The sequence below is a fragment of the Bradyrhizobium sp. LLZ17 genome (genome assembly GCF_041200145.1).
Lineage (GTDB): Bacteria > Pseudomonadota > Alphaproteobacteria > Rhizobiales > Xanthobacteraceae > Bradyrhizobium.
The window spans coordinates 5,432,227-5,456,538 of sequence record NZ_CP165734.1; the positions used below are offsets into that span (position 1 = coordinate 5,432,227).

Below are 24,312 nucleotides of genomic sequence, written 5' to 3' on the forward strand. Positions count from 1 at the left end.
GGGTGGGCAAAGGCGCGAAGCGCCGTGCCCACCATCTCTGCAATCACGTTGGTTTTGGTGGGCACGCTGCGCTTTGCCCACCCTACGGGATCTCACTCCGCATTATCGTTCGCCTGCGCCGCTTTCGATGCGAGCGCGCGCCAGCGCCGCCGCAACAGCGGTTCGACGATCGCGCGCTTCGCCTTGGACAGGCGGATCAGTACGATCGGATAGTCGGCGTAGTGATCGGTGAAGTAGAAGATTTTCGACTGGCTCTCGATGAGCATCGCGCGCTCGTCGATCGGGACATCCGGCATCACCAGGCTGTCGCCATCTTCCTTCAGGCGCGCCAGCAGCTTCTTGCGGACCTTCAGTGCCGGCGTGCCGTAGGAGGTGCCATCCTCGACCTCCGGCCACGTCAGCGCAAATTTTCTGACATCGTCGAAGGTCATTTGATCAGGGTCTTGGGCTCAGCTCAGTGCACGGCGGTGAAGAACCGCGTGAGCCGGAAGCCGGAGAGCCAGGTCCACACCGGCTGGCCGCGCATGCCGAGATCCCAGGAGCCGAGCACGGCGTCGGCACGGCCGACCAGATTGTCGACCGGCAAAAGGCCGACCCCGCCCGAGCGCAACGGCACGCGGCTGTCGGCCGAGTTGTCGCGGTTGTCACCGAGCACGAAGAGATGGCCGGCCGGCACCGTGACCTCCTGCGTGTTGTCGAGGGGACCGTTGTCGCGCATCTTGAAGATCAGGTGCGACACGCCGTTCGGCAGCGTCTCCACATAGCGATACGCCGGTTCGCTGCCGCCATTGTCGTCCTCGGCAGCACCGACGCCGTCCGGCTTCAGTTCGGCCGGGCGGTCGTTGATGAAGAGCTGGCCCTGCCGCATCTGAATGCGGTCGCCGGGCAGTCCCACGACGCGCTTGACCCAGGCCTGCGAGCGATCGCCGGGCCAGCGGAACACCACGACGTCGCCTTGCTTCGGCGTCTCCGCGAAGACCCGGCCGGTTTCCGGCAGGTTGATCTGGATCGGCAGCGACGAGGTGCCGTAGCCATAAGGGAATTTCGAGGCGAGCAGCGCGTCACCGATCAGCAGCGTCGGCTCCATCGAGCCCGACGGCACATAGAACGGCTCGGCCAGCGCGCCCTTGGCGATGAACACGGCGGCGACGATGCCGGCGAGCTGGACGAGTTGTCCGGCCCAGCCGCTGCTCTTCCGCTTGGTGGTGCCAGTTACCTTCTCAACGCTCATGCGCCCGTTCCACCTACAGTAATGCGTTCCATCAGCAGCGACGGCTGGCCGACGCCGACCGGCACGCCCTGGCCGTTCTTGCCGCAAGTGCCGATGCCGGTATCAAGCGCAAGGTCGTCGCCGATCATGCGGATGCGATGCAGGTCGGTCGGCCCGTTGCCGATCAGCATGGCGCCCTTCAAGGGCGCGCCGATCTTGCCGTTCTCGATCTTGTAGGCCTCGGTACACTGGAACACGTATTTGCCCGAGGTGATGTCGACCTGTCCGCCACCGAAATTCGCGGCGAACACGCCGTTCTTCACCGAGGCGAGAATCTCGGCCGGGTCGCGATCGCCGGCAAGCATGTAGGTGTTGGTCATGCGCGGCATCGGCACGTGGGCATAGCCCTGGCGGCGACCGTTGCCGGTCGGCTTCATGTTCATCAGTCGCGCGTTCTGGCGATCCTGCATGTAGCCGACCAGAACGCCGTCCTCGATCAGCACGGTGCGGTTGGTCGGTGTGCCCTCGTCGTCGATCGACAGCGAGCCGCGGCGTGAGGCCATGGTGCCGTCGTCGACCACAGTGACGCCCTTGGCCGCGACCTGCTGGCCCATCAGACCGGCGAAAGCCGACGTCTTCTTGCGGTTGAAATCGCCTTCGAGGCCGTGGCCGACCGCTTCATGCAGCATCACGCCGGGCCAGCCTGCGCCGAGCACGACGTCCATCTCGCCGGCGGGGGCGGGAATCGATTCCAGATTGACCAGCGCCTCGCGCAATGCGCCGTCCGCGGCATCACGCCAATTCTTGCTCTCGATGAATTCCGCATAGCCGGCGCGGCCGCCATAGCCCTTGCTGCCGCTCTCCTGGCGGTCGCCTTGCCCGGCGACCACGGAGACGTTGACGCGCACCAGCGGGCGGATGTCGCGATAGCTTTCGCCGTCGGGCCGCAGGATCTCGACCACCTGCCAGGTCGCGCCCAGGCTGACGCTGACCTGCCGCACCCGCGGGTCCTTGTCGCGCAGATAAGCGTCGATCTCGGCGAGCAGCTTGACCTTGGTCTCGAAGCCCGGCGCATCCAGCGGATTGTCGTCGCCATAGAGCCGCACATTGCTGTGCGGGGGCGGCGCCGCGAAGCTGCCGGAATAGCCGCCGCGCACGGCGGCAACGGCATCGGCGGCGCGAATCAGGGCCGGCAGCGACACGTCCGAGGAATGCGCATAGCCCACCGCGTCGTCCTTGACGGCGCGCAGGCCAAATCCCTGCGAGGTGTCGTAGGTCGCCTGCTTCAGCCGCCCATTGTCGAACGTCAGCGCTTCGGTCTGACTGTATTCCAGGAACAATTCGCCGTCGTCGGCGCCCGCAAGCCCGCGCGCGACCTCGTGGCGAACCTGGTCGCGGTCGAGATTGGCGCGGTCGAGCAGGGACGTCGTGGCAGGGTTGGTCATGAATCCGTCCATTATCTGGAGATGTGCGGCAAGATAATGGTTTCGGACCCGTTCCGCGAGGGGCGCGCCCTCACATTACGGAAACAATAGAATGGGATTGGCGCGTGAGTCCCCTGAGCCGGAACGCCGACGCCAATGCTGTATCGAGTGCGGATTGATGCTATGCTACGTCCATGAAATACCAAGACATCATAGCCATTGAACCGGGCAAGCGCGGTGGGCGACCCTGCATTCGCCATATGCGGATTGCCGTGGCGGATGTGCTCGGCTGGTTGGCCGCCGGCCAGACCCACGCTCAGATCCTCGATGATTTCCCCGAATTGACCGAGGACGATATCCGGGCCTGCCTGGCCTACGCCGCCGACCGTGAGAGGCGGTTGGTGACCGCTCCGATATGAGGCTGCTGTTCGATCAGAACCTCAGCTTCAAGCTTTGCCAGACGATTGCCGACTTGTTTCCGGATTCCAGCCACGTCCGGCCTCATGGACTAACCGAAGTTCCGGATCGCGCGCTTTGGGATTTCGCGAAGGCAAATGGCTGCGTGATTGTGACCCAGGACGTCGATTTCGCCGAGCTTGCAGCCTTGTTGGGTTGTCCGTCCAAAGTCATCTGGCTGCGGGCCGGCAATCAAACGACCGCGCCACTGCCGCACTGCTTCGCAGACACGTACAAACGATTAAATCCTTCGAGGGCGATGACGGCGCGGCGTGTCTTGAAATCTACTGACCGGTCCCGGGCCCCTACGGCAGCTTGTCGTACCCCTCGCCGAGCCCGTTCAGGCTGAGCGGGAAGCCGATGCCCTCTTCCGGGGTCTCGAAGATGATGAAGGTCGCGGTCTTGGCGCTGCGGAGCTGGCCGAGCAGCTTGTCGTCCATGACGACCTCGGCGACGCAGCCATTAGGCAGGCAGCGGACGAAACCGGCGCGGCCGACGTCCTGGTTGTCGAGCTTCAGCCCGAGGCCGGAGGGCAAGAGCACGCCGAGCGGGGCGACCACCCGCATCAGGCGGCTCTTCTGGTCGGCCGTTTTCAGCACGATCACCGTCAAGCCGGCATTCGAGCGGTCCTCGGCCACCACGCTCTGGATCAGGGCGCATTGCTCGGCCTGGGCGCCCGGCGGGGTGTCGCAGCGGATCTGCCAGTCGCCATGAACGGAGCGCACCGCGCCCTGCGCATGGGCGAGGCCCGGCAATGCAAGGATCGGCAAGGCAAGGAAAAGGGGAATGGCCAGGCGGCCGATCAGCGTCCTGAGGCTGTTATCCGGCCCTGCCATCCATCTCGAAAGCCCCATCGGGGTCGGTCCCTCTGCTCGCTTCGGTCGCTCGCGCCTTGCGGATTGATACGGGAATGACGGCGGCTTGAAGGCGATTCGCAAGCAAATCCCGCGCCGCCTCGGTCCGCCTTCGCTGGCACGAATCAGGTTCCCGCGTAACTGTCCGCCAGTGCCTACCGCGGGCAATTCCGCTGTCAAGCCGCGGCATCCCGGGAAACGGTATTTTTGTCTGATGTTGCTGGGAAATATCTTGCGGGTGATGGCTGACAGAGGGGCCCCAAGACTGCATTGCGATAGATCAAGAATTATGGTTTGAGAAGCTTGATTTCGGCGTTCTAGCGATCTGGCCCAATTCCTCTTAGAGGTATTCTTGAGCGGCTGTTTGTCAGACGGGCGGATCGAATAAGCATTTCCCGGAAATAGGGGGATGCACCTGGGGTGATTTCGTTAGGGGAGCGCGAACGGCATGAAGATGTCGATAGGTCAGGTGGGCCGGCAATTGCTGGGATTAGCCACCATCGCCATGGTGGCGGCTGGCATCACGCTGGCGACGGGCGGCGCGGCGTTCGCCGAGCTCGGGCAGCCGTCCCCGTGGGAATGGCACCTTCAGGGCTCCGCGTCTCCGGTAATGGACAATATTGTCTGGTTCCACGACTTCTTGTCCGTGCTCGTTATCGTGATCACGCTGTTCGTGCTGGCGCTGCTCGTGGCCGTGGTCGTGAAGTTCAATGCGAGGGCCAATCCAGTGCCGTCGCGGACCACGCACAACACGCTGATCGAGGTAGCCTGGACCCTTGTCCCGGTGCTGATCCTGGTCGGCATCTCGGTGCCGTCATTCCGGCTGCTGTTCCTCGAACTCGATGTGCCGAAGGCGGACCTGACCATCAAGGCGACGGGAAAGCAGTGGTACTGGTCCTATGCCTATCCGGATAACGGCAAGTTCGAATTCGACTCGCTGATGGCCCAGGACAAGCAGCCGCGGCTGCTCGGCGTCGACAACGAGATGGTGGTTCCGGTCAACAAGGTCGTTCGTGTCCAGACCACCGGCGCCGACGTCATTCACTCCTTCGCGGTGCCTGCGTTCGGCATCAAGATCGACGCCATTCCCGGCCGGCTGAACGAGACCTGGTTCAAGGCAACCAAGACTGGCATGTTTTACGGTCAGTGCTCTGAACTCTGCGGCAAGGATCACGCCTTCATGCCGATCGCGGTGCGTGTGGTGAGCGAGCAGGATTTCGCCTCCTGGGTGGAAACGGCGAAGAAGAAGTTTGCGAGCGGCGGCACCAGCACTTTCGCCTCGGCGGCCGGCCCGGCGCAGTAGCGTCGGGTGAAGGCTCAGGTGGATTGAAGGCGACATAAAGGGCGGGACCTCCGAAGGTCCGAATGGGACGCAAGGCAGGATTTGAAAATGGCAACGAGCGCAGCAGCACACGGCGAACACGCGCAAGACCACGGACATGACGAGCACGCCCATCCGACCGGATGGCGGCGCTACGTCTATTCGACCAACCACAAGGACATCGGCACGATGTACCTGATCTTCGCGGTCATCGCGGGCGTCATCGGTGCCGCGATGTCGATCGCGATCCGTGCCGAGTTGATGTTTCCGGGCGTGCAGATATTCCACGAGTCGCACACCTATAACGTCTTCGTGACCTCACACGGCCTGATCATGATCTTCTTCATGGTCATGCCGGCGATGATCGGCGGCTTCGGCAACTGGTTCGTGCCGCTGATGATCGGTGCGCCGGACATGGCGTTCCCGCGCATGAACAACGTCTCGTTCTGGCTGCTGCCGGCGTCCTTCGCGCTGCTCCTGCTGTCGACTTTCGTCGAGGGCGAGCCCGGCGCCAACGGCGTCGGCGCCGGCTGGACCATGTATGCGCCGCTGTCGACCACGGGGCATCCGGGCCCCGCGGTGGACTTCGCGATCCTGTCGCTCCATCTGGCGGGCGCCTCCTCGATTCTCGGCGCCATCAACTTCATCACCACGATCTTCAACATGCGCGCGCCGGGCATGACCCTGCACAAGATGCCGCTGTTCGTCTGGTCGATCCTGGTGACGGTGTTCCTGCTGCTGCTGTCGCTGCCGGTGCTCGCCGGCGCGATCACGATGCTGCTCACCGACCGCAATTTCGGCACCACCTTCTTCTCGCCCGACGGTGGCGGCGATCCCGTGCTGTTCCAGCACCTGTTCTGGTTCTTCGGCCATCCCGAGGTGTACATCCTGATCCTGCCCGGCTTCGGCATGATCAGCCAGATCGTCTCGACCTTCTCGCGCAAGCCGGTGTTCGGCTATCTCGGCATGGCCTACGCCATGGTTGCGATCGGTGGCATCGGCTTCGTGGTCTGGGCCCACCACATGTACACGGTCGGCATGTCGTCGGCGACGCAGGCTTATTTCGTCGCCGCCACCATGGTGATCGCGGTGCCGACCGGCGTGAAGATATTCTCCTGGATCGCCACGATGTGGGGCGGCTCGATCGAGTTTCGCGCGCCGATGATCTGGGCGGTTGGCTTCATCTTCCTGTTCACGGTCGGCGGCGTCACCGGCGTCGTGCTGGCGAATGCCGGCGTCGACCGCGTGCTCCAGGACACTTATTACGTCGTCGCGCACTTCCACTACGTGCTGTCGCTCGGTGCCGTGTTCGCCATCTTCGCCGGCTGGTACTACTGGTTCCCGAAGATGACCGGCTACATGTACAACGAGACGATCGCGAAGGCGCATTTCTGGTTCACTTTCGTCGGCGTCAATCTGGTGTTCTTCCCGCAGCACTTCCTCGGCCTGTCCGGCATGCCGCGCCGCTACGTCGACTATCCCGACGCGTTCGCGGGCTGGAACCTGATCTCCTCGATCGGCTCCTACATTTCCGGCTTCGGCGTGCTGATCTTCCTCTACTGCGTGTTCGACGCCTTCATGAAAAAGGTCCCGGCGGGCGACAATCCCTGGGGTGCCGGCGCCACCACGCTGGAGTGGACGCTGTCCTCGCCGCCGCCCTTCCATCAGTTCGAAGTGCTGCCCCGCGTGCAGTAAGCGAGATCCCGCGGCGCCCGTCACGGGCGCCGCGGCCCTACAGCGAAGCAAGCAGGTTTAAGTGTCCGTCCTCGATCACAACGCCATCGATTTCAATCCCAGGATCTCCGAAGCGGAGGTCGGCGATTACATCACGCTGCTCAAGCCGCGGGTGATGTCGCTCGTGATCTTCACCGCGCTGGTCGGGATGGCGTTGGCACCGGGGCATTTCCACCCTGTGCTCGCAATCACCTCGCTGCTCTGCATCGCCGTCGGCGCCGGCGCCTCCGGTGCGCTCAACATGGCGCTTGAGGGCGACATCGATGCCAAGATGTCGCGCACGGCGAACCGGCCGATCCCGCGCGGCCGCGTCACCCGGCCCGAGGCGATGACGTTCGGGATGACGCTCGCCTTTTTCTCGGTGATGACGCTCGGCATTCTCGTCAACTGGATCGCGGGCGCGCTGCTCGCCTTCACCATCTTCTTCTACGTCGTGATCTACACCATCGGCCTGAAGCGCTGGACGGCGCAGAACATCGTGATCGGCGGCGCCGCCGGCGCGCTGCCGCCGGTGGTGGCCTGGGCTGCCGTGACCGGCACGGTCGATGTCGAGCCGCTGCTGCTGTTCGCCATCATCTTCTTCTGGACGCCGCCGCATTTCTGGGCGCTGGCGCTGTTCCGCTCCGACGACTACGCCCGCGCCGGCATTCCCATGCTGCCCAATGTCGCCGGTCCCGACGCGACGCGTCTCCAGATTCTGCTCTACACCGTCGTGCTGATCGCGGTCGCTGCCGCACCGTGGGCGCTCGGCTATTTCGACGCCATCTACGGCGTCACCTCGCTGGTGCTCGGCGCCGGCATGCTGGTGCTCGCCATCAATGTCTACTTGCGCCGGGAGCGCAGTCAGTCGCTGCGCGCCACCCGCAAGCTCTTTGCTTTCTCCATCCTTTATCTGTTCGCGCTGTTTGCGACGTTGCTCGCCGAGGTCGTGTACCGGGCGCTCGCTCCGTTGGCTGGGGGCGCATGAGAACGGGATGGCTGACAAACCCGAGCCAGATGGAATCGTCCTCACCGAGGCGCAGAAGAAGAGCCGTCGTCAGCGCTCGATTGCCATCGCGCTCGCGCTCGGTGTGCTGGTCGTGCTGTTTTTCGCCGTCACCCTGGTCAAGGGACCCGCGGTCCTAATTCGCCCGATATGAGGAAGATGGATCAGAAACCGACCATAGCGCAGGACGTGACGCCGAAGCCGCCGGCAGCGGTGCGCCGTGGTTTGGGCCGCGACGCGCTGGTCGCCTCGATCTGCGGCGGCGTGGTCGCGTTGATGGTCGGCGCATCCTATGCCGCCGTGCCGTTTTACAACTGGTTCTGCCGCTCCACCGGCTTCAACGGCACGACCCAGGTCGCGACCTCGGCACCTGCGAGCGGCCCGATCGCGCGCAAAATCTCGGTGCGCTTCGATTCCAACGTTGCGCCTGGCCTGCCCTGGAAGTTCGAGCCGGAGCAGAGCGAGGTCGAGGTCAACATCGGCCAGGTCACCACGATCTACTACACCGTGACCAACCAGGCCGCGCGCACAACGTCAGGCCAGGCTGCCTATAATGTCGCGCCGCTGACGGTCGGCTCGTATTTCCAGAAGATCAACTGCTTCTGCTTCACCGAGCAGACCATGGCGCCCGGCGAGAAGCGAGAGATGCCGGTTGTGTTCTACGTCGATCCGTCGATCGTCAACGACCACGACAATGACGGGCTCAGCACGATCACGCTGTCCTACACGTTCTATCCGGTGCGCGATCCGGTGGTGAAGCCGGTCGCAGCCGGCGAGGACGACAAGCGCAAGGGAAATCTCTGACCGCCGGGTTGATCGCCCGGGTGTCGGAGTAAGGGGATAAGTGCCGCACAGGCACGGGATTGAGGAGAGAGACCGCAATGGCTACCGCGCAAGGCAAGCATCACGACTACCACCTGGTCGATCCCTCTCCGTGGCCGGCGGTCGGCTCCGTCTCGGCCTTCATCATGGCAATCGGCGCGATCACCTGGATGCATCACATGTTCTCGGCCGCGCCGATCATCTTCGGTGTCGGTACCATCGGCGTGCTCTACACCATGGCGAGCTGGTGGGGCGACGTGATCAAGGAAGCCCAGTACAAGGGCGACCACACCCGCGTCGTGCAGATCAGCCATCGCTACGGCATGATCCTGTTCATCGCCTCCGAGGTGATGTTCTTCGTCGCCTGGTTCTGGGCCTATTTCAACGCGGCGCTGTTCCCCGCTGATCCCGTTCACGCCACCCGCGAGGCGCTGTTCGGCGGTGTCTGGCCGCCGCATGGCATCGAGACTTTCGATCCCTGGCACCTGCCGCTCTTGAACACGCTGATCCTGCTCACCTCCGGTACCACGGTGACCTGGGCGCATCATGCGCTGCTCGAGAACGATCGCCAGGGTCTGAAGTACGGCCTGATCCTGACCATCCTGTTGGGCGCGACCTTCACCTGCGTGCAGGCCTACGAGTACAGCCATGCGGCGTTCTCGTTCGCCGGTAACGTCTACGGCGCCACGTTCTTCATGGCGACCGGTTTCCATGGCTTCCACGTCCTGGTCGGCACGATCTTTCTGATCGTGTGCCTGGCGCGCGCCTATGCCGGCCATTTCACGCCCACGCAGCACCTCGGCTTCGAGTTCGCGGCCTGGTACTGGCACTTCGTCGACGTGGTCTGGCTGTTCCTGTTCCTCTGCATCTATGTCTGGGGACACGGCGCCGAGACCATGGCTCACGGCGCGCACTGAGCCGCGGGAGATCGATTGGCAAAGGGCGGCCGCAGGGCCGCCCTTTTGCTTTGCCGCTGAAGAGGTTTCTCCAGGAAGTGTGGTAGATTAGCTTGTCATGAACCAAACCACCGGCACCTCCGAGACCCAGACCTCCGTCCTGCAAAGCGCGCTGCGCGGGCTCGCCTGCAAATGCCCGCGCTGCGGCGCGGGCAAGCTCTATGCGGGCTTCCTGACGCTGGCGCCCGCCTGCGAGCGCTGCGGCCTCGACTACGCCTTCATCGATACCGGCGATGGTCCTGCGATCTTCATCATCATGCTGGCCGGTGCGATCGTGGTCGGCTGTGCGTTGGTGGTCGAGGTCAAGTACCAGCCGCCGTACTGGTTGCATGCGGTGCTGTGGCTGCCGCTGATCCTCGCCACCACGCTCCTGCCGCTACGCGCGATGAAATCGCTGTTGATCTCGTTGCAATTCCACCACAAGGCGGCGCCGGGCCGGCTGGTCGACCGCGAGAAATGAGCGAGACAGCGCGCAAGCCCCGCGTGGCCGGCTTCGCGCTGTTCACGTTGTTGCTGACGGCGGCCTTCGTCGCGCTCGGCGTCTGGCAGCTGCAGCGTCGCAGCGCCAAGCACGAACTGATCGCCGCACTCACCGAGCGTCTCGCGCAGCCGCCGATCGCGCTGCCGCCGCCGGCACAATGGGGCGGCCTGAACGCCGCGCGCGACGAATTCCGCCGCGTCAGCTTCACCGCGACCTACGCGGCCTCGCCGGATGCGATGGTTTATTCGCCCGGCTCCGCCGTGCGCAAGGATGCCTCCGGCCCCGGCACCTGGGCCTTTCTGCCGGCGCGGCTGCCGGGCGGGGAGATCGTCGTGATCGATGCGGGGTTCGTCGAGAACACGATGCAGGATCGCGGCGTCGAGGATCGCGCGGTGAAGAAGCTCGTCACCGGCACGCCGCTCGCGCTCACCGGCTATCTGCGTTTTCCGGAAGCGCCGGGATGGCTCACGCCCGCGGAGAATCGCGACAAGCGGCTCTGGTTCGTGCGCGATCACCTGGCGATCGCAAGCGCACTCGGCTGGGGCACGGTCGCGCCGTTCTACATCGACCTGGAGCAACCGGTCCCCGCGAACGGCATTCCGCGTCCGGGTCCGCTCGATGTGCATCTGAAGGACGACCATCTGCAATATGCCATCACCTGGTTCACGCTCGCAGGTGCGGTGTTGATCGCCTTCGCCCTCTGGGTGAGGGGACGGCGGCAGAGCGGAGCGACGCCGTAGGTTCCCGGACGAAACCCGGAATCGCCCGGGGTTTATTGTTCAGGACATATTCACGACTGTGATCCTAAGCCGCCTTGAGATTTTTCCGCGGCAGACAGGATTGCAGCGTGAGCGATTTTGATCAGATGGGAATAGTCGTCGATTGGGTGGATGCCTGCCGGAAGGGCGACCTTGCGGCGTTGCTCGACCTCTATACCGACGACGCCGAGCTCGAATGCACGTGCAACGGCAAGCACAGCTATCGCGGCCGGAGCGAGCTCGAAGCCTTTTGGAGGCCGCAGCTCAGCGCCTTCCCGTCGGTGCGCTTTGGCCTCGAAGAGATCAAGCCGGTGCCACAAGGCGTCGATCTCGAATATTCCGTTGCGGGCGCGCTGCGCATTCGCGTCTCGTTTCGGTTCAGCCCGGGAGGCAAGATCTACAGCATGGTCTGCGAGCCGGCGCAGCAGAGCTCTCACAATTGCGCCGCGTGCTAGCCGGAGCGCGGTACGTCCCGCGTCTTCTCGATCGGCAGGCGGCAGCGCACATAGGTTCGTTCGTCGGCACGCAGCAGTGACAGCGACCCGCTGAGCGCGCGCACGCGCTCGTGCATGCCGGTGAGGCCCCGGCCGAAGACATTCTCCGCGGGAAAGCCGCCGCCGTCATCGGAGACCTCGATGGCGAGGGCATCGCCGGCGACGGCTGCCTGCACGTGGGCGTTGCGCGCGCCGGCGTGGCGCAGCACGTTGGTCAGCGCTTCCTGGATCACCCGGTAGACGGTCTGGGCCAGCGCCCCGCCGATCCCGTCGAGCGCAGGATCGATCGTTGCCGTCACGGCGATATGCGGTGCCTGCCGGCGGAAATTCCGGAGCAGCGTCTGCACGCTGCTCTCGAGCCCCAATTCCTCGATGTACAGCGGCCGCAGCCGGTCGAGGATGCGGCGGTTGGCCTGCTGAAGTGCTTCGACCGATTGCAGCACCTCCTGCGCGGAATCGCCGAGATGTCCCGAAGCCGGCACGGCCTCGACCAGGGCGATCGTGCCGACGCGGATGCTGAACAACAGCGGCCCGAGCTCGTCATGCAGTTCGCGGGCGAGAACGCGCCGCTCGTCGTCCTGGAGCGACACCAGACGGTGCAGGAGATCGCGATTGTCCTGGCTCAATTGCGCGAGTGTTGCGGCGAGCGCATTGGCCTCCTCGCAGCTCTGCCGAATCTCCGGCGGCCCTCCGATCGGGATCAGGTTTGCGTAATCGCCGCGGCGTATCCGCGTCAGCCCTTCGCCGAGATTTTGCAGGGGATGCAGCGCCGATCCCGCGAAAACATAGGCGACGATTGCGGTGACCGCCGTCAGCACCGCGACGAGACCGATCAACGCGAGAAAGCCGACCCATTTCTCGAACACATCGGCCGACAGGTCGGGCCGGAACACGATGTCGCCGACGCGCGAGCCGCCGATCATCACCGGGGATGTCTCGTTCACGTCGGGAACACCAAGCAGGTCGATGAACCATCGTGGTACGCCATGCAGGGTGTGCAGGGCGTCATCCGCGGAAGAGGTGGGGACCTGCCTCCGCCGGCCGGAATTGGATATCCGAGGCCGTATCCATCGCGTGGACAAAGGCCTCGAGCGCCTGCCCAGGCTTGTCGGAGGCCCGCAGGGTGGCGTTGAGCGCGGCCGCGACCATCCTGGTCGAGCGCCGCCCCGCCTCGTTCTCGTCGGCAAGCTGGCCGGTCGCGAAGGTCTGGAGCAGCACGGCGCCCATGACCAGTGCGGCGACGAAGCTGACGCCGAGCGGAAGAAACAGTTGCGTCCTGAATGGGAGCCGTTGCCACATTAGGTCAATTCTAACGGGCATCAGCGGAATTTGCTCTTTCCATTTGTTCCCGGCGGCTTATGAGTCGAGAAAACAGAGAGTTACGATGCAAGATACCGCCAAGCCGGCAACCAGAGTACTGATCGTCGACGATCATCCCGTGGTGCTGTCCGGTTGCCGCACCCTGTTTGCGTCCGACCATTCCATCCGCATCGACGAGGCAACCGACGCCAAGTCCGGGCACCGCGCTTATATCAGCAAGCGTCCCGACGTCACGGTCATCGACATCAGCCTGCCCGACGTCTCCGGCTTCGAACTGATGCGCCGGATCCGCAAGGACGACCCGGACGCCAAGATCATCATGTTCAGCATGAATGACGATCCGGCTTTCGTGGTGCGCGCGGTCGAACTGGGCGCACAGGGCTATGTCTCCAAAGGCGACGACCCCAGGATCCTGCTCAAGGCAGTGCGCAAGGTGATCGCAGGCGACAATTTTATCTCGCCGCAGCTCGCGGAGGCCGTGACGTTCTCGGGCGCGGCCATCAAGGCCAATCCAGCCTCGCAGATGACCCCGCGGGAGCTGGAAATTCTCCGCCTGCTCGGGCGCGGCAACAAGATCGTCGAGGTCGCCGAGGCGCTCGGCATCTCCTACAAGACGGTCGCCAACACCACGTCCCTGCTCAAGCAGAAGCTCGGCGCCAAGAACCATTCCGACCTGATCCGGATCGCGGTGGAAATCGGGATGAACTGACGTTCGTCAGGGGACCGAACCGGCTGCTCCAGAATGCCGCCGGTCCGGCCGACGGAGTGGCGTCGCCGTGCGTCTGGGCAATGTGGGGACGAACGGCTGGTACCATCCGTCGACACAATGGGCCGACGAGATGTTCGTTCCCAGGTTGGCGCGACAGGCCGGGAAAACGAAGCAATAGCGTCCGCTGCCAAGCTGTATGAAGCTCAGCACCAGCCGTAGCGTATCGGGAAAAACCGGAACATTTGGCTGCCCCCGTCGTTTTTGTCCTTGACGATCCCTGGACAGGCGACGATAGCTCGAACGAACGATGTCAGGGGGTGGCGACACCCGACGCGAAAACCGGTCTGCACACAGTAACGACAGACCTTCCAAGAGAAGGGCTGCGGCATCGCCGCAGCCCTTTTTCGTTGGCCGGTTTCCCGATGCCGCAAAACACTCTATGGTGCCGCAAAGCCTCTGGCTGCAAACTAGGAACATCGTGAAATCAAAGGCTTAAGGCCCGGATTTCAGGCCGGGCCGGCCTTTGGAGGGCAGTTTGACTCGTTATATCTCGACCCGGGGCGAGGCCCCTGAGCTTGGCTTCTGCGACGTGATGCTGACCGGGCTTGCTCGCGACGGCGGCCTGTATGTGCCGGTCACCTGGCCGCAGCTCTCCGCTGAGACGATCACAGGTTTTTTCGGCCGCCCCTATTGGGAGGTTGCGGTCGACGTGATCCGTCCCTTCGTCGGCGGTGAGATTTCGGACGCCGACCTTGGTCGCATGGCGAACGAGGCCTACGCCACCTTCCGCCATCCGGCGGTGGTGCCGCTGCGCCAGATGTCACCGCATCAATTCGTGCTGGAGCTGTTCCACGGTCCGACGCTCGCGTTCAAGGACGTCGCGATGCAGCTGATCTCGCGGCTGATGGATCATGTTCTCGCCAAGCGCGGCCAGCGCACCACCATCGTGGTCGCGACGTCGGGCGACACCGGTGGCGCTGCGGTTGACGCGTTTGCAGGGCTGGAGAACGTCGATCTCATCGTGCTGTTTCCGCACGGCCGCATCTCCGAGGTGCAGCAGCGCATGATGACGACGACAGGCGCGGCCAATGTTCACGCGCTCGCCGTCGAAGGTAATTTCGACGATTGCCAGGCGCTCGTGAAGGGGATGTTCAACAACCACCGCTTCCGCGATGCGACCTCGCTGTCCGGCGTCAATTCCATCAACTGGGCGCGTATCGTCGCGCAGGTGGTCTACTACGTCACCTCGGCGGTTGCCGTCGGCGCGCCCGCGCGCGCGGTGGATTTCATCGTGCCGACCGGCAATTTCGGCGACATTTTCGCGGGCTACGTCGCCAAGCGCATGGGTCTCCCGATACGGACGCTTCACATTGCCGCCAACGTCAACGATATCCTCGCCCGCACGCTCAAGACCGGGATCTACGAGGTGCGCGAGGTGCATGCCACCGCGTCGCCGTCGATGGACATCCAGATCTCGTCGAATTTCGAGCGGCTGCTGTTCGAAGCCGGCCGGCGCGATGCGGCCGGCGTGCGCCGGCTGATGGAGCAGCTGAAGCAGTCGGGGCGCTTCGTGCTGCCCGACGCCACGCTGGCTGCGATCCGCGAGGAATTCGACGCCGGCCGCGCTGATGAGACCGAAACCGCGGCCGCGATCCGCGCTGCCTGGCGCGAGGCTGGCGAGCTCGTCGATCCCCACACGGCCGTCGCGCTCGCGGTCGCCGACCGCGATACCACCGACACGACCGTGCCGAATATCGTGCTCTCCACCGCCCATCCGGCCAAGTTCCCGGATGCTGTGGAGGCGGCCTGCGGCCAGCGGCCGCAACTGCCGGCTTGGCTCGACGGTCTCATGACCAAGTCCGAACACATGAAGGTGATCAAGAACGACCAGGCCGAGGTCGAGCGGTTCGTGCTGTCGGTCAGCCGCGCCGCAAAACAAGGAGTTGCCGGATGAGCGTCGAGATCTCCAAGCTTGCCTCCGGCCTGACCGTCGTGACCGACAACATGCCCCACCTCGAGACCGCGGCGCTCGGCGTCTGGGCCGGCGTCGGCGGCCGCGACGAGAAGCCGAACGAGCACGGCATCTCGCACCTTCTGGAGCACATGGCCTTCAAGGGCACGACAGGGCGATCCTCGCGCGAGATCGTGGAGGAGATCGAGGCGGTCGGCGGCGACCTCAACGCCGGCACCTCGACGGAGACGACCTCCTATTATGCCCGGGTGATGAAAGCCGACGTGCCGCTGGCGCTCGATGTGCTCGCCGACATCCTGGCCAATCCCGCCTTCGAGCCCGACGAGCTCGAGCGCGAGAAGAACGTCATCGTGCAGGAAATCGGCGCCGCCCAGGATACGCCCGACGACGTCGTGTTCGAGCATCTCAACGAGCTCTGCTATCCCGACCAGCCGATGGGGCGCTCGCTGCTCGGCACCGCCAAGACGCTGAAAGGCTTCAACCGCGACATGCTGCGCGGGTATCTCTCGACGCATTACCGCGGGCCCGACATGGTCGTGGCGGCCGCCGGCGCCGTCGATCACACGCAGGTTGTCGCCGAGGTCGAGAAGCGCTTTGCAAGCTTTGAGGGCAACGCCGGGGCCGAAGCCGCAGGCAGCCCAGTTCGGCAAGGGCGGCATCAAGGTCGTACACCGCGAACTCGAGCAGGCGCACCTGACGCTGGCGCTCGAAGGCGTACCGCAGACCGATCCGGCGCTGTTCTCGCTGCAAGTCTTCACCAACATCCTCGGTGGCGGGATGTCGTCGCGGCTGTTCCAGGAGGTGCGCGAGAAGCGCGGCCTCTGCTACTCGATCTACTCGTTCCACGCGCCCTATACCGACACCGGCTTCTTCGGCCTCTACACCGGGACCGACCCCGCCGACGCGCCCGAGATGATGGAGGTCGTCATCGACGTCATGAACGATTCGGTGGAGACGCTGACCGAAGCCGAGATTGCCCGCGCCAAGGCGCAGATGAAGGCCGGCCTCTTGATGGCGTTGGAGAGCTGCTCGTCGCGCGCCGAGCAGCTTGCCCGTCACGTGCTCGCCTATGGGCGGCCGCAAACGGCGCAGGAGCTGGTGGCCCGGATCGACGCCGTCAGCATCGAATCGACCCGCGATGCCGCGCGTGCACTGCTTCGCGCAGCCGCCCTGCGGTGGTTGCATTGGGCAGCGGCAGGGGTCTGGACACGGCGGTGTCTTTTGCGGAAGGATTGACCCGGGCGCGCACCAAGGCGCAGCTGCATTAGGAGCCGCGCACGGACCGCCCCGGGAAGCATCACCATGGCCCTGTTTCGCCTGCCATCCAGTGGACCTGCCGCCCTCGCGCCGCGCGGCAACGGGCTCTTGCTGCGCGCACCGCAGATGTCCGATTTTCTGCAATGGGCGCATCTGCGCGAGACCAGCCGCGATTATCTGACGCCGTGGGAGCCGATCTGGCCGTCGGACGATCTGACCCGGTCCGGCTTCCGCCGCCGCCTGCGTCGCTATTCCGAGGATATCGCCGCAGACCGCTCCTACCCCTTCCTGATCTTCCGCGAGCTCGACGGCGCTATGGTCGGCGGCATCACGCTGGCCAATGTCCGCCGCGGCATCGTGCAAGCGGGGACCATCGGCTACTGGGTCGGCCAGTCCCATGCCCATCGCGGCTACATGACGGCCGCGCTTCGGGTGCTGCTCCCGACGATGTTCGGCGAGCTCAATCTGCACCGGGTTGAGGCCGCCTGCATCCCCACCAATGCGCCGTCGATCCGGGTGCTGGAGAAATGCGGCTTCTCCCGTGAGGGCCTGGCGCGCCGCTATCTCTGCATCAACGGGATCTGGCAGGACCATTTGCTGTTCGGCCTGCTGCACGAGGATTTCCGCGGTTGAGCGCCGGTCTCCGCGCGGGCCAAACTCAGCTTTTTCGTGCCTTGGGATCGCCGATTTTAGCGATATAAGCGCACCAAGCTGGCGACCTGCCAGGATGGTGTCACGGAGTACGGGCGTTCATGAAAGAGCTTTGGTCATTGCGGAATGCGCTGCGGCGAGGTCCGGTGATCGGGCTGGCGCTCTCGGTCTCACTGGCGGCCGTCTCGCCGGTCGCGGCGCAGTCGCTGACCGACCGCTTCAAGAGCCTGTTCGGCGGCAAGTCCGACGAGCCGGCCGAGTCGAAGCCTGCGCCTGCGCCGGGTCAACGGCCGGCCGACGATGAGCTCGAATGTCCTCAGGTCACCGTGCGCGCCGGGGCGTCCACCTATGGGGTCGGGGTGACCGGTAAACCGGCCGTCGGCAACGACGTGCGTTTTCAGGCCTCCATCACCAAGATGGCGCGCGAATGCGCCCGCAACGGAGGCGAGATCACGGTGCGCGTGGGCATCCAGGGCCGCGTCATCGCAGGCCCCGCCGGCGCGCCCAGCACGGTCGATGTCCCGCTGCGCGTCGCGGTGGTGCAGGGCGGCGTCGGCGAGAAGGTGATCGCCTCCAAGGCCTACCGGACCACGGTCGAGATGTCGGAGGGCGGCAGCGTGCCGTTCACCTTTGTCGCCGAGGATCTGTCCTATCCGGTGCCCTCGGCCGCGGTCGCCGACAACTACATCTTCTATGTCGGCTTCGACCCGCAGGCGCTCGCGCCCGAGCCGAAGGCGCGGGGGAAGAAGAGGTAGGTCGCGGCAACTTCAGCTGTCATGCCCCGGCTCGACCGGGGCATCCAGTACGCCGCGGCGTATCGATCAATCACAATCGTCTCGGAGTACTGGATCACCCGCTTTTGCGGGTGATGACATCGAGTTTGCGGTTGTCGTGTCGGCCAAACAAAAAAGCCGGCGCTCGTGGCGCCGGCTTTTTGATTGTTGGCGAGAGCCGTTGCCCTCAGTTCAGCTTCTGCCGGACTTCGGTGATGCCCTTGGCCAGCAGATCGTCGGCGACCTGGCCCTTGACCGACTGCGACAGGATCGTGGAAGCGGCCTGGACGGCGGCTTCCGCGGCTGCGGCACGGACGTCGGCGAGCGCCTGGGCTTCGGCGAGCGCGATCTTGCCCTCGGCAGTCTTGGTGCGGCGGGCGACGAAATCTTCCATCTTCGCCTTGGCCTCCGTCGCGATGCGCTCGGCTTCGGCCCTGGCGTTGGCGATGATGTCGGCGGCCTCGCGTTCGGCCGAAGCAGTGCGCGCCTTGTAGTCGGCGAGCACCTTGGCGGCCTCCTGCTTGAGACGCATCGCGTCGTCGAGCTCGGCCTTGATGCGGTCGGCGCGATGGTCGAGCGCAGCCATGGCCTTCTTGAAGACCCCGAGATAGCCGAACACGACCATCAGGATCACGAAGGCGACGGCGACCCAGAATTCAGGTTCGAAGAACATATCGACTAACCCTTCAACGACGCGTCAACGGCGGCATTGACCGACGCCGCATCCGGAATGACGCCCGTGAGCTGCTGCACGATCGAACCTGCCGCATCGGCCGCGATGCCGCGGACGTTGCTCATGGCGGTCGTGCGGGTCGAGGCGATGGTCTTCTCCGCCTCGGCGAGCTTGGCCGCCAGCTGCTCTTCCAGCACCTTGCGCTCGGCTTCCGTCTGCGCATTCGCCTTGTCGCGTGACTCGTTGCCAATCGCCTGCGCACGCGCTCGCGCCGAAGCGAGCTCGCTCTCGTAGGCTTTCAGCGAAGCATCGGACTGATCCTTCAGCTTCTGCGCTTCGGCGAGATCGCCCTCGATCTTGTTCTGACGCGCCTCGATCGCGCCGCCGACGCGCGGCAAAGCGAGCTTGGACACGATCACGTAAAGCACGACGAAGAAGATCGCGAGCGACACCAGCTGCGAAGCAAAGGTGCTGCTCTCGAACGGCGGAAAACCGCCACCGTGACCGCCTTCGGCCTCGGTGTGGGCGCCCGCCGCCGGACTTTTCGCCCCGCCATGACTCTCAGCCATGGAGTACTCCTGTTGCTGTCAGGCGCGCCGCTTCGGTCGAAGCGGCGCGAAACAAATCGTCCTCAGAGCGGAACGAACAGCAGCAGCAGCGCGATCAGCAGCGAGAAGATGCCGAGCGCTTCGGTCACGGCGAAGCCGAAGATCAGGTTGCCGAACTGGCCCTGAGCGGCCGACGGGTTGCGAACGGCTGCGGCGAGATAGTTGCCGAAAATCACGCCCACGCCGACGCCCGCACCGCCCATGCCGATGCACGCGATGCCCGCGCCGATAAGTTTTGCTGCTGCCGGATCCATTTTTGACCCTTGGAGGAAAGATTGGGTTGTGGGTGGAAATTCCCCGGACCGCTCAGTGTCCCGGATGAATGGCGTCGTTGAGATAGATGCAGGTCAGGATCGCGAACACATAGGCTTGCAGGAACGCGACCAGGATCTCGAGAGCATACAGCGCGATCGTGAGCGCCAGCGGCAGCACGCCGCCGACCCAGCCGAGGGCGCCGAGCGAGAAGCCGAGCATGGCAACGAAGCCCGCGAACACCTTCAGCGCGATGTGGCCGGCCAGCATGTTGGCGAACAGACGGACGCTGTGGGAGACCGGCCGCAGGAAGAACGACAGGACCTCGATGAACATCACCAGCGGCAGGATGTAGATGGGGACGCCGTGGGGAACGAAGATCTTGAAGAATTTCACGCCGTTCTTGACGACGCCGTAGATCAGGACGGTGAAGAAGACCAGCAGCGCAAGCGCTCCGGTCACGATCAGGTGACTCGAGATCGTGAAGGTGTAGGGGATGATACCCACGAGGTTCGAGACGCAGAGGAACATGAAGAGCGAGAAGATCAGCGGGAAGAACTTCATGCCTTCCGCGCCGGCGGTCGAACGGATGGTCGATGCGACGAACTCGTAGGAGATTTCCGCGACCGACTGCAGGCGCCCGGGAACCAGCTGCCGGCCGCTGGCAAGCATCAGGAACGAGATGATCGCCACCGCAACCAGCATGTAGAGCGAGGAATTGGTGAAGGCGATCGTCTGATTGCCGATATGGCCGATCGTGAAGAGAGGCTCGATGTTGAACTGGTGGATCGGATCGATTTTCATCGGCGCGGCATCTCTTGGTCTGCCGGGCTAGCCGGCTGGTCTCGGTGTGCCGGTGCGGGCCGGCCCGCACCGGCGAAGCCGGCGCGATCATTCCTCTCCAGTTTGGATTGGCTACGAACCACCGCGCCTGTTTTGACCCGCGCCCGCCGTTCTCACCACGTTCACCACGCCGGCCACGAAGCCCAGCAGCAGGAACACGATAAATCCGAAAGGCGATGTCGACAGCAAGCGGTCGAAACCCCAGCCAATCCCCGCTCCGACAACGACCCCGGCGACCAACTCGGAGGATAACCGGAAACCAAGCGCCATCGCCGAGGCTCTGGCCGCTTTGTCCTCACCGTCACCTGCGGGTTGCTCGGTCTTGACGTGGCGGCCGCGAAATTCGCTCAACCGCTGATCAAGATTCCCGAGCCGTTCGGAAAGCGCAGCTTCCTCGGGCGATCTATCGCGATCTCCATTCTCGCCGCGTCCCGTGTCCTGAGCCATGCCACGAAGACCCGAAACGCTGCGGTTGAATGGAAATTACGCCCGCCACCCTCAAAAGCCGCGCGGACCATACTGACCGCTCATAATCAAGTCAAGCCGAGTCACGATTGCGTCGTGTTCTGTTATCTATTTGATCTATATGGCAATATTGCCTTGCGCGCCGGCGCTGCACACAGCTTGACGCCGCACCGCAGCAGCTGTCCTCGCGATCCGCCGACGTCGCCGACATTTCGCCGCCGCCCCGGGATCAAACGGACCGCCGCGATCGTTGATTTCGCGGATGCGTTTCGGGCGGCGGATTTGTTGGACGAAGCTATGCGCTACCGTCCGCGGAGGTGTAGAATTCGGGATGCGCCACCTGCGCGTCGTGGCGGAGAGCGCGATGAGACCAGCAAGATCATCCACTGCGTCATGGTTTGCGACGGCGGCAATTGCCGCGGTGACGACAGCCAGCGGCGGTCTGGTGGCCGCCCAATCGGCGCCCGATAGCGAAAACGGCCGCTACACCATGACGCCGATCCCGCAGGGCGTGCTGAGGCTCGACACCCGCACCGGCACGGTCTCGACCTGTACCAGGAATGACGCCGGCTGGGCTTGCTACGCGGTTCCCGACGAACGTTCCGCGCTCGATGCCGAAATCGGCCGGCTCCAGGCCGAAATCGAGCAGCTGAAGGGGCAGCTCGCCGCCGGGCCGACCGTCTCGGGCAAGGTCGACGAGGCGTTGCCGAAATCGGATTCGCTGAAGAAGGCTGAGCCGAAGGTCGCCGAGGGCGACCGCAGGATCGAGATCCCGCTGCCCAGCGACCAGGACCTCGACCGCGCGATGTCGTTCCTGGAAAAGGCCTGGCGGCGGCTGATCGACATGGCCAACCGCGTGCAGAAGGACGTGTCGGGGAAGATTTAGCGCGTGGCGGGACGCTTTCGCAGTTGAGAGAATTTTCATGACCTCAATCAAAGCGCAGACTCGCTCGACACCGTCGACGGTGCACGCCACGAGCATCAGCACCGCGACGCTGACGCTGCAGACCCCAGGCAGCGGATTCTTCGACTTCACGCCCGAAGCCGCGAAATTCATCGCCGACGTTCATGCGCGGGACGGTGCGCTGATGCTGTTTATCCGTCACACCTCGGCATCGCTGACAATCCAGGAGAATGCCGATCCGTCCGTGCTGGTCGATCTCACCACGGTGCTGGCGCGGCTCGCGCCCGACGATGAAGATGCAGGCTGGACTCACGACACCGAAGGGCCGGACGATATGCCGGCGCACATCAAGACCATGCTGACGGGGACCTCGTTGCAGGTACCGGTGCTCGGTGGCGCGCTGGCGCTGGGCACCTGGCAGGCGATCTATCTGATCGAGCACCGCAGCCGTCCGCACCGGCGCGAGGTCGTGCTGCAATTCATCGGCGCGACCTCGTGACAAAGCAAAACCGGCCGCGGGGGATCCGCGGCCGGTTTGTTTTTGGCCAGCGCCGGCGTGAACGCCGGTACCGGTCAGGTCGTCTTGATATCGACGTCCTTGGTCTCAGGCAGGAACAGGAAGCCGACCACAGCGGTGATCACCGCGAACACGATCGGGTACCAGAGGCCAGCATAGATATCGCCGGTCGAGGCCACGATCGCGAATGCGGTCGCGGGCAACAGGCCGCCGAACCAGCCGTTGCCGATATGGTAAGGCAGCGACATCGAGGTGTAGCGGATCTTGGTCGGGAACAATTCGACCAGCATCGCCGCGATCGGGCCGTAGACCATGGTGACGAAGATCACCAGGATGAACAGCAGCCCGATGATCGCTGCGACCTGCGGGCGGAAGATGTCGAACGGATTAGACATCTTCACGATACCGGTGTCGCCCGCCTTGGGATAGCCGGCCGCCTGCACCGCGGCGAGGACCGCCGGGTTGCTGTCCTTGGCGTTCGCGTAAGCCACGTCCTTGCCGTTGACGACGACCTTGACGCCGGAGCCGGGCGCGCCGCTGGTCGTTGCGTACTTGACCGACGACTGCGACAGGAAGGCGCGTGCGGTGTCGCAAGGCGAGGTGAAGACGCGGGTGCCGACCGGGTTGAACAGATCGCCGCAGCCTGCGGGATCGGCCACCACCTCGACCTTGGTTGCTTCGATCGCCTTCTCCAGCGCTGGGTTGGCGTTGGTGGTGATCATCTTGAAGATCGGGAAGAAGGTCAGCGCCGCAATCAGGCAGCCGCCGAGAATGATCGGCTTGCGGCCGATCCTGTCCGACAGCGCGCCGAAGACGACGAAGAACCCGGTGCCGAACAGCAGCGACCATGCGATCAGCAGGTTTGCCGTGTAGCCGTCCACCTTCAGGATCGATTGCAGGAAGAACAGCGCGTAGAACTGGCCGGTGTACCAGACCACGCCCTGACCCATCGTGCCGCCGAGCAGCGCGAGCAGCACGAGCTTGCCGTTCTGCCAGTTGGCGAACGCCTCCGTCAGCGGGGCCTTCGAGCTCTTGCCCTCGTCCTTCATCTTCTGGAAGATCGGCGATTCATTGAGGCGGAGCCGGATCCAGACTGAGACGCCGAGCAGCAGCACCGAGACCAGGAACGGGATGCGCCAGCCCCACGCCGCGAAGTCGGCTTCGCCGGTCGCGGAACGGGTGAACAGGATCACCAGCAGCGACAGGAACAGGCCGAGCGTCGCCGTGGTCTGGATGAACGATGTGTAGTAGCCGCGCTTGCCGTTCGGGGCATGCTCGGCCACATAAGTCGCCGCACCGCCATATTCACCGCCGAGGGCGAGACCCTGGGCGAGGCGCAGTGCGATCAGGATGACTGGCGCCGCGAAGCCGATCGTGGCCGCGCTCGGCAGCAGGCCGACGATGAAGGTCGAAAGACCCATGATCAGGATGGTGACGAGGAAGGTATATTTGCGGCCGACGATGTCGCCGATGCGGCCGAACACGATGGCGCCGAACGGGCGGACCAGAAAGCCCGCGGCAAACGCCAGCAGCGCAAAGATGTCGCGCGTCGCCGGCGGATAGGCCGAGAAGAATTGCGCGCCGATGATCGAAGCCAGCGATCCGTACAGATAGAAGTCGTACCACTCGAAGACGGTACCGAGCGAGGAGGCGAGAATGACGAAGCGTTCGTCCTTCGTCATACCTCCTGTGCGCGCCTGAGACACAGCCATTGTCGACATGTTGCGATCGCTCCCCGAAACGTGTTTCCTCTGTCCCCGACGTCCGGATCCTCCCGGATCGACCAGGGCCTTGCGGTTAAAGTAACATCGCCGTGAAACCCGCCCCAATACGACTTTCGGCCTTGCCCACTGACGCTCGCCTGACGCGCGGG

27 protein-coding genes and 2 pseudogenes are annotated in these 24,312 nt (G+C 64.4%); 18 read left to right on the forward strand and 11 right to left on the reverse strand.

The features are described from left to right. Window positions 1-92 precede the first annotated feature (92 nt). The 3 genes from AB8Z38_RS26080 to tldD are packed head-to-tail and all read right to left on the reverse strand — an operon-like array spanning window position 93 to window position 2,655. A complete protein-coding gene (locus AB8Z38_RS26080; protein ID WP_369720605.1) occupies window positions 93-431 on the reverse strand; it encodes an MmcQ/YjbR family DNA-binding protein in 339 nt (112 codons plus the stop codon). Window positions 432-454: 23 nt separating this feature from the next. Beyond that, window positions 455-1,231, reverse strand: coding sequence for a signal peptidase I (lepB, locus tag AB8Z38_RS26085; protein WP_369720606.1), 777 nt, complete (start codon window positions 1,229-1,231; stop codon window positions 455-457). Continuing rightward, window positions 1,228-2,655 (reverse strand): metalloprotease TldD, encoded by a 1,428-nt coding sequence (gene tldD, locus AB8Z38_RS26090; protein WP_369720607.1) that lies wholly within the window; start codon window positions 2,653-2,655, stop codon window positions 1,228-1,230. Before tldD ends, lepB begins: the two co-directional genes overlap by 4 nt. A 173-nt stretch (window positions 2,656-2,828) precedes the next feature. Here tldD and AB8Z38_RS26095 point away from each other — a divergent pair, with 173 nt between their 5' ends. After that, window positions 2,829-3,053 (forward strand): DUF433 domain-containing protein, encoded by a 225-nt coding sequence (locus AB8Z38_RS26095; RefSeq protein ID WP_369720608.1) that lies wholly within the window; start codon window positions 2,829-2,831, stop codon window positions 3,051-3,053. Beyond that, a complete protein-coding gene (locus AB8Z38_RS26100) occupies window positions 3,050-3,439 on the forward strand; it encodes a DUF5615 family PIN-like protein (RefSeq protein ID WP_369720609.1) in 390 nt (129 codons plus the stop codon). Before AB8Z38_RS26095 ends, AB8Z38_RS26100 begins: the two co-directional genes overlap by 4 nt. Here the strand turns inward: AB8Z38_RS26100 and AB8Z38_RS26105 are convergent. Continuing rightward, complete coding sequence (locus tag AB8Z38_RS26105) at window positions 3,396-3,926, reverse strand: invasion associated locus B family protein (protein WP_369720610.1); 531 nt, start codon at window positions 3,924-3,926, stop codon at window positions 3,396-3,398. The genes AB8Z38_RS26100 and AB8Z38_RS26105 overlap by 44 nt on opposite strands. A 466-nt stretch (window positions 3,927-4,392) precedes the next feature. On the opposite strand from AB8Z38_RS26105, the gene coxB reads away from it, so the two are divergent. The 9 genes from coxB (at window position 4,393) to AB8Z38_RS26150 (ending at window position 11,456) form a co-directional block, all read left to right on the forward strand. Further along, window positions 4,393-5,247, forward strand: a complete 855-nt coding sequence (gene coxB, locus AB8Z38_RS26110; protein ID WP_369720611.1) for a cytochrome c oxidase subunit II — start codon at window positions 4,393-4,395, stop codon at window positions 5,245-5,247. Window positions 5,248-5,334: 87 nt separating this feature from the next. Continuing rightward, window positions 5,335-6,960: a cytochrome c oxidase subunit I gene (ctaD, locus tag AB8Z38_RS26115; RefSeq protein ID WP_369720612.1), complete on the forward strand. Its 1,626-nt coding sequence runs from the start codon at window positions 5,335-5,337 to the stop codon at window positions 6,958-6,960. A gap of 61 nt (window positions 6,961-7,021) precedes the next feature. After that, a complete protein-coding gene (locus AB8Z38_RS26120) occupies window positions 7,022-7,966 on the forward strand; it encodes a heme o synthase (protein ID WP_369720613.1) in 945 nt (314 codons plus the stop codon). A gap of 7 nt (window positions 7,967-7,973) precedes the next feature. Further along, complete coding sequence (locus AB8Z38_RS26125; RefSeq protein WP_369720614.1) at window positions 7,974-8,138, forward strand: CoxF protein; 165 nt, start codon at window positions 7,974-7,976, stop codon at window positions 8,136-8,138. Between the two features lie 5 nt (window positions 8,139-8,143). Continuing rightward, window positions 8,144-8,788 (forward strand): cytochrome c oxidase assembly protein, encoded by a 645-nt coding sequence (locus AB8Z38_RS26130; RefSeq protein WP_369720615.1) that lies wholly within the window; start codon window positions 8,144-8,146, stop codon window positions 8,786-8,788. Between the two features lie 77 nt (window positions 8,789-8,865). Continuing rightward, window positions 8,866-9,723 carry a cytochrome c oxidase subunit 3 gene (locus AB8Z38_RS26135; protein ID WP_369720616.1) on the forward strand — a complete coding sequence of 286 codons (858 nt, stop codon included), beginning with the start codon at window positions 8,866-8,868 and terminating at the stop codon, window positions 9,721-9,723. Between the two features lie 97 nt (window positions 9,724-9,820). Then, window positions 9,821-10,222 carry a DUF983 domain-containing protein gene (locus AB8Z38_RS26140; RefSeq protein WP_369720617.1) on the forward strand — a complete coding sequence of 134 codons (402 nt, stop codon included), beginning with the start codon at window positions 9,821-9,823 and terminating at the stop codon, window positions 10,220-10,222. Next, window positions 10,219-10,983 (forward strand): SURF1 family protein, encoded by a 765-nt coding sequence (locus AB8Z38_RS26145; RefSeq protein ID WP_369720618.1) that lies wholly within the window; start codon window positions 10,219-10,221, stop codon window positions 10,981-10,983. The genes AB8Z38_RS26140 and AB8Z38_RS26145 overlap by 4 nt, the downstream gene beginning before the upstream one ends. Window positions 10,984-11,090: 107 nt before the next feature. Then, window positions 11,091-11,456: a nuclear transport factor 2 family protein gene (locus AB8Z38_RS26150; RefSeq protein ID WP_369720619.1), complete on the forward strand. Its 366-nt coding sequence runs from the start codon at window positions 11,091-11,093 to the stop codon at window positions 11,454-11,456. Here the strand turns inward: AB8Z38_RS26150 and AB8Z38_RS26155 are convergent. Then, window positions 11,453-12,794: pseudogene (locus AB8Z38_RS26155) on the reverse strand (histidine kinase). The gene AB8Z38_RS26150 and the pseudogene AB8Z38_RS26155 overlap by 4 nt on opposite strands. Before the next feature lie 85 nt (window positions 12,795-12,879). Between AB8Z38_RS26155 and AB8Z38_RS26160 the strand changes: the two are divergent. The 5 genes and pseudogenes from AB8Z38_RS26160 (at window position 12,880) to AB8Z38_RS26180 (ending at window position 18,159) form a co-directional block, all read left to right on the forward strand. Next, complete coding sequence (locus AB8Z38_RS26160; protein ID WP_369720620.1) at window positions 12,880-13,524, forward strand: response regulator; 645 nt, start codon at window positions 12,880-12,882, stop codon at window positions 13,522-13,524. Between the two features lie 535 nt (window positions 13,525-14,059). After that, the gene (thrC, locus tag AB8Z38_RS26165) at window positions 14,060-15,478 is read left to right on the forward strand and encodes a threonine synthase (RefSeq protein WP_369720621.1); all 1,419 of its coding nucleotides are present in this window, start codon (window positions 14,060-14,062) and stop codon (window positions 15,476-15,478) included. Next, a pseudogene (locus AB8Z38_RS26170) lies at window positions 15,475-16,764 on the forward strand (M16 family metallopeptidase). The gene thrC and the pseudogene AB8Z38_RS26170 overlap by 4 nt, the downstream one beginning before the upstream one ends. 34 nt (window positions 16,765-16,798) lie before the next feature. Next, window positions 16,799-17,386, forward strand: a complete 588-nt coding sequence (locus AB8Z38_RS26175) for a GNAT family N-acetyltransferase (RefSeq protein WP_369720622.1) — start codon at window positions 16,799-16,801, stop codon at window positions 17,384-17,386. 119 nt (window positions 17,387-17,505) lie between these two features. Next, window positions 17,506-18,159 (forward strand): hypothetical protein, encoded by a 654-nt coding sequence (locus tag AB8Z38_RS26180; protein WP_369720623.1) that lies wholly within the window; start codon window positions 17,506-17,508, stop codon window positions 18,157-18,159. A gap of 205 nt (window positions 18,160-18,364) precedes the next feature. Here the strand turns inward: AB8Z38_RS26180 and AB8Z38_RS26185 are convergent, their stop codons facing one another. From AB8Z38_RS26185 to AB8Z38_RS26205, 5 genes are all read right to left on the reverse strand, one after another. Further along, complete coding sequence (locus tag AB8Z38_RS26185) at window positions 18,365-18,850, reverse strand: ATP F0F1 synthase subunit B (protein WP_369720624.1); 486 nt, start codon at window positions 18,848-18,850, stop codon at window positions 18,365-18,367. A 5-nt stretch (window positions 18,851-18,855) separates the two neighbouring features. Beyond that, the gene (locus tag AB8Z38_RS26190) at window positions 18,856-19,419 is read right to left on the reverse strand and encodes a F0F1 ATP synthase subunit B' (RefSeq protein ID WP_369720625.1); all 564 of its coding nucleotides are present in this window, start codon (window positions 19,417-19,419) and stop codon (window positions 18,856-18,858) included. 62 nt (window positions 19,420-19,481) lie between these two features. Then, window positions 19,482-19,712, reverse strand: coding sequence for a F0F1 ATP synthase subunit C (locus AB8Z38_RS26195; protein ID WP_007599451.1), 231 nt, complete (start codon window positions 19,710-19,712; stop codon window positions 19,482-19,484). Between the two features lie 52 nt (window positions 19,713-19,764). Beyond that, window positions 19,765-20,514: a F0F1 ATP synthase subunit A gene (locus AB8Z38_RS26200; RefSeq protein ID WP_369720626.1), complete on the reverse strand. Its 750-nt coding sequence runs from the start codon at window positions 20,512-20,514 to the stop codon at window positions 19,765-19,767. A 111-nt stretch (window positions 20,515-20,625) separates the two neighbouring features. Beyond that, entirely contained in the window at window positions 20,626-21,000 is a 375-nt protein-coding gene (locus tag AB8Z38_RS26205; RefSeq protein WP_369720627.1) for an AtpZ/AtpI family protein, read from the reverse strand. A gap of 382 nt (window positions 21,001-21,382) precedes the next feature. Here AB8Z38_RS26205 and AB8Z38_RS26210 point away from each other — a divergent pair, with 382 nt between their 5' ends. Then, complete coding sequence (locus AB8Z38_RS26210; protein WP_369720628.1) at window positions 21,383-21,904, forward strand: hypothetical protein; 522 nt, start codon at window positions 21,383-21,385, stop codon at window positions 21,902-21,904. A 37-nt stretch (window positions 21,905-21,941) separates the two neighbouring features. Beyond that, window positions 21,942-22,421, forward strand: a complete 480-nt coding sequence (locus AB8Z38_RS26215; RefSeq protein WP_369720629.1) for a secondary thiamine-phosphate synthase enzyme YjbQ — start codon at window positions 21,942-21,944, stop codon at window positions 22,419-22,421. 74 nt (window positions 22,422-22,495) lie between these two features. Here AB8Z38_RS26215 and AB8Z38_RS26220 read toward each other — a convergent pair whose 3' ends face one another. Then, window positions 22,496-24,121: an MFS transporter gene (locus tag AB8Z38_RS26220; protein ID WP_369720630.1), complete on the reverse strand. Its 1,626-nt coding sequence runs from the start codon at window positions 24,119-24,121 to the stop codon at window positions 22,496-22,498. Between the last annotated feature and the right edge of the window lie 191 nt (window positions 24,122-24,312).

Coding starts and splice junctions, on each gene's coding strand:
- AB8Z38_RS26175 (WP_369720622.1), top strand. CDS start 16,799: ATGGCCCTGTTTCGCCTGCCATCCAGTGGACCTGCCGCCCTCGCGCCG.
- tldD (WP_369720607.1), bottom strand. CDS start 2,655: ATGACCAACCCTGCCACGACGTCCCTGCTCGACCGCGCCAATCTCGAC.
- AB8Z38_RS26105 (WP_369720610.1), bottom strand. CDS start 3,926: ATGGCAGGGCCGGATAACAGCCTCAGGACGCTGATCGGCCGCCTGGCC.
- coxB (WP_369720611.1), top strand. CDS start 4,393: ATGAAGATGTCGATAGGTCAGGTGGGCCGGCAATTGCTGGGATTAGCC.
- lepB (WP_369720606.1), bottom strand. CDS start 1,231: ATGAGCGTTGAGAAGGTAACTGGCACCACCAAGCGGAAGAGCAGCGGC.
- AB8Z38_RS26100 (WP_369720609.1), top strand. CDS start 3,050: ATGAGGCTGCTGTTCGATCAGAACCTCAGCTTCAAGCTTTGCCAGACG.
- AB8Z38_RS26220 (WP_369720630.1), bottom strand. CDS start 24,121: ATGACGAAGGACGAACGCTTCGTCATTCTCGCCTCCTCGCTCGGTACC.
- AB8Z38_RS26210 (WP_369720628.1), top strand. CDS start 21,383: ATGAGACCAGCAAGATCATCCACTGCGTCATGGTTTGCGACGGCGGCA.
- AB8Z38_RS26195 (WP_007599451.1), bottom strand. CDS start 19,712: ATGGATCCGGCAGCAGCAAAACTTATCGGCGCGGGCATCGCGTGCATC.
- AB8Z38_RS26200 (WP_369720626.1), bottom strand. CDS start 20,514: ATGAAAATCGATCCGATCCACCAGTTCAACATCGAGCCTCTCTTCACG.
- AB8Z38_RS26215 (WP_369720629.1), top strand. CDS start 21,942: ATGACCTCAATCAAAGCGCAGACTCGCTCGACACCGTCGACGGTGCAC.
- AB8Z38_RS26185 (WP_369720624.1), bottom strand. CDS start 18,850: ATGTTCTTCGAACCTGAATTCTGGGTCGCCGTCGCCTTCGTGATCCTG.
- AB8Z38_RS26125 (WP_369720614.1), top strand. CDS start 7,974: ATGGCTGACAAACCCGAGCCAGATGGAATCGTCCTCACCGAGGCGCAG.
- AB8Z38_RS26145 (WP_369720618.1), top strand. CDS start 10,219: ATGAGCGAGACAGCGCGCAAGCCCCGCGTGGCCGGCTTCGCGCTGTTC.
- AB8Z38_RS26160 (WP_369720620.1), top strand. CDS start 12,880: ATGCAAGATACCGCCAAGCCGGCAACCAGAGTACTGATCGTCGACGAT.
- AB8Z38_RS26095 (WP_369720608.1), top strand. CDS start 2,829: ATGAAATACCAAGACATCATAGCCATTGAACCGGGCAAGCGCGGTGGG.
- ctaD (WP_369720612.1), top strand. CDS start 5,335: ATGGCAACGAGCGCAGCAGCACACGGCGAACACGCGCAAGACCACGGA.
- AB8Z38_RS26205 (WP_369720627.1), bottom strand. CDS start 21,000: ATGGCTCAGGACACGGGACGCGGCGAGAATGGAGATCGCGATAGATCG.
- AB8Z38_RS26140 (WP_369720617.1), top strand. CDS start 9,821: ATGAACCAAACCACCGGCACCTCCGAGACCCAGACCTCCGTCCTGCAA.
- AB8Z38_RS26080 (WP_369720605.1), bottom strand. CDS start 431: ATGACCTTCGACGATGTCAGAAAATTTGCGCTGACGTGGCCGGAGGTC.
- AB8Z38_RS26135 (WP_369720616.1), top strand. CDS start 8,866: ATGGCTACCGCGCAAGGCAAGCATCACGACTACCACCTGGTCGATCCC.
- AB8Z38_RS26190 (WP_369720625.1), bottom strand. CDS start 19,419: ATGGCTGAGAGTCATGGCGGGGCGAAAAGTCCGGCGGCGGGCGCCCAC.
- AB8Z38_RS26130 (WP_369720615.1), top strand. CDS start 8,144: ATGGATCAGAAACCGACCATAGCGCAGGACGTGACGCCGAAGCCGCCG.
- AB8Z38_RS26180 (WP_369720623.1), top strand. CDS start 17,506: ATGAAAGAGCTTTGGTCATTGCGGAATGCGCTGCGGCGAGGTCCGGTG.